This is a genomic window from Streptococcus sp. GMD6S, from assembly GCF_000297015.1.
This window is the reverse complement of record NZ_AJRH01000158.1, coordinates 1-1,131: the sequence shown is the minus strand read 5'-3', so window position 1 is coordinate 1,131 and position 1,131 is coordinate 1. Positions and strand designations below refer to the sequence as shown.

General features: G+C 46.0%; 2 protein-coding genes and 1 pseudogene. 2 read left to right on the top strand and 1 reads right to left on the bottom strand.

Annotated elements, in window-relative coordinates; genetic code table 11:
* Together GMD6S_RS12370 and GMD6S_RS09340 are read left to right on the top strand one after the other, a co-directional pair.
* Positions 1–63, top strand: a pseudogene (locus GMD6S_RS12370) (LytTR family transcriptional regulator); the annotation flags it as partial.
* The gene (locus GMD6S_RS09340) at positions 60–518 is read left to right on the top strand and encodes a DUF3021 domain-containing protein (protein ID WP_000743970.1); all 459 of its coding nucleotides are present in this window, start codon (positions 60–62) and stop codon (positions 516–518) included. The pseudogene GMD6S_RS12370 and the gene GMD6S_RS09340, both read left to right, overlap by 4 nt.
* Positions 519–558: 40 nt before the next feature.
* Here GMD6S_RS09340 and GMD6S_RS09335 read toward each other — a convergent pair.
* A partial coding sequence (locus GMD6S_RS09335; protein WP_000303801.1) for a MutS-related protein occupies positions 559–1,131 on the bottom strand: 573 nt, incomplete at its 5' end.

Below are 1,131 nucleotides of genomic sequence, written 5' to 3'. Positions count from 1 at the left end.
GAAAGCTTCACCTACTCTTCACGCCGTTACCTAAAAACCATCAAGGAGAAATTAGAACTATGAAAAAACAAATCTTTCACGATGCAGCCGCTGGTGTACTTATCGGCCTCATCCTCTCTATCCTCTTTTCACTCATTTATGCACCAAATACCTATGCCCCACTAAGCCCCGAGTCTCTTATCGGCCAAGCGATGGCTCAACATCAGGTTCACGGTGCTCTAGTCTTGCTCTACTGTATGGTCATCTGGTCAGCTATCGGTGTTCTCTTTAGCTTTGGCAGTCGTTTATTCAGCCGTGACTGGAGCTTGCTCCGTGCCACACTTTCCCATTTCTTCCTCATGCTGGCTGGCTTTGTTCCACTAGCAACTCTGGCTGGTTGGTTCCCCTTCCACTGGACCTTCTATCTCCAGCTTATTCCAGAGTTTGCGATTGTCTACCTCATCATCTGGACTATTCTCTATAAAAGAGAAGCTAAAAAAGTAGACCACATCAATCAACTCTTGGCCCATAAAAAGTAATAGAGAAAATCCCACTCACAAAAATGTGAGTGGGATTTTTTTATAACTTTTGTTTGAGCTCGACCAAGACATTCATAGCCTGCATCGGTGTCATATTGTATACATCCAGTTTAGCTAATTCTGCTAGGATAGGATGCTCTGCAGGCGCGTCAAAGAGTGACATCTGTTCAGTAACAGCGCTTGTTTGTCTCATGGGAGCAGGACTTTCCGTCCCTTGATTCTCCAGTTGAGTCAATATCTTATCCGCCCTTGCTAAAAGTTCTGCTGGCAAGCCAGCAATCTTAGCAACGTGGATACCATAGGATTTGTCAGCTGGTCCTGGTTCGATCTTGTGAAGGAAGGTGACCTGTCCATCCTGTTCTAAGGTTGCCACGTGGACATTGACCAAGTGTTCCAAGCTGGACTCCAGACTGGTCAACTCATGGTAGTGGGTCGCAAAGAGAGTTTTGGCTCCGATATGTTCATGGATGTATTCGATGATGGATTGGGCCAGAGCCATTCCGTCATAAGTTGCAGTTCCGCGTCCCAATTCATCAAAGAGAATCAAGGAATCCTTGGTCGCATGCGAAATGGCATTGTTGGCCTCCATCATCTCCACCATAAAGGTTGATTG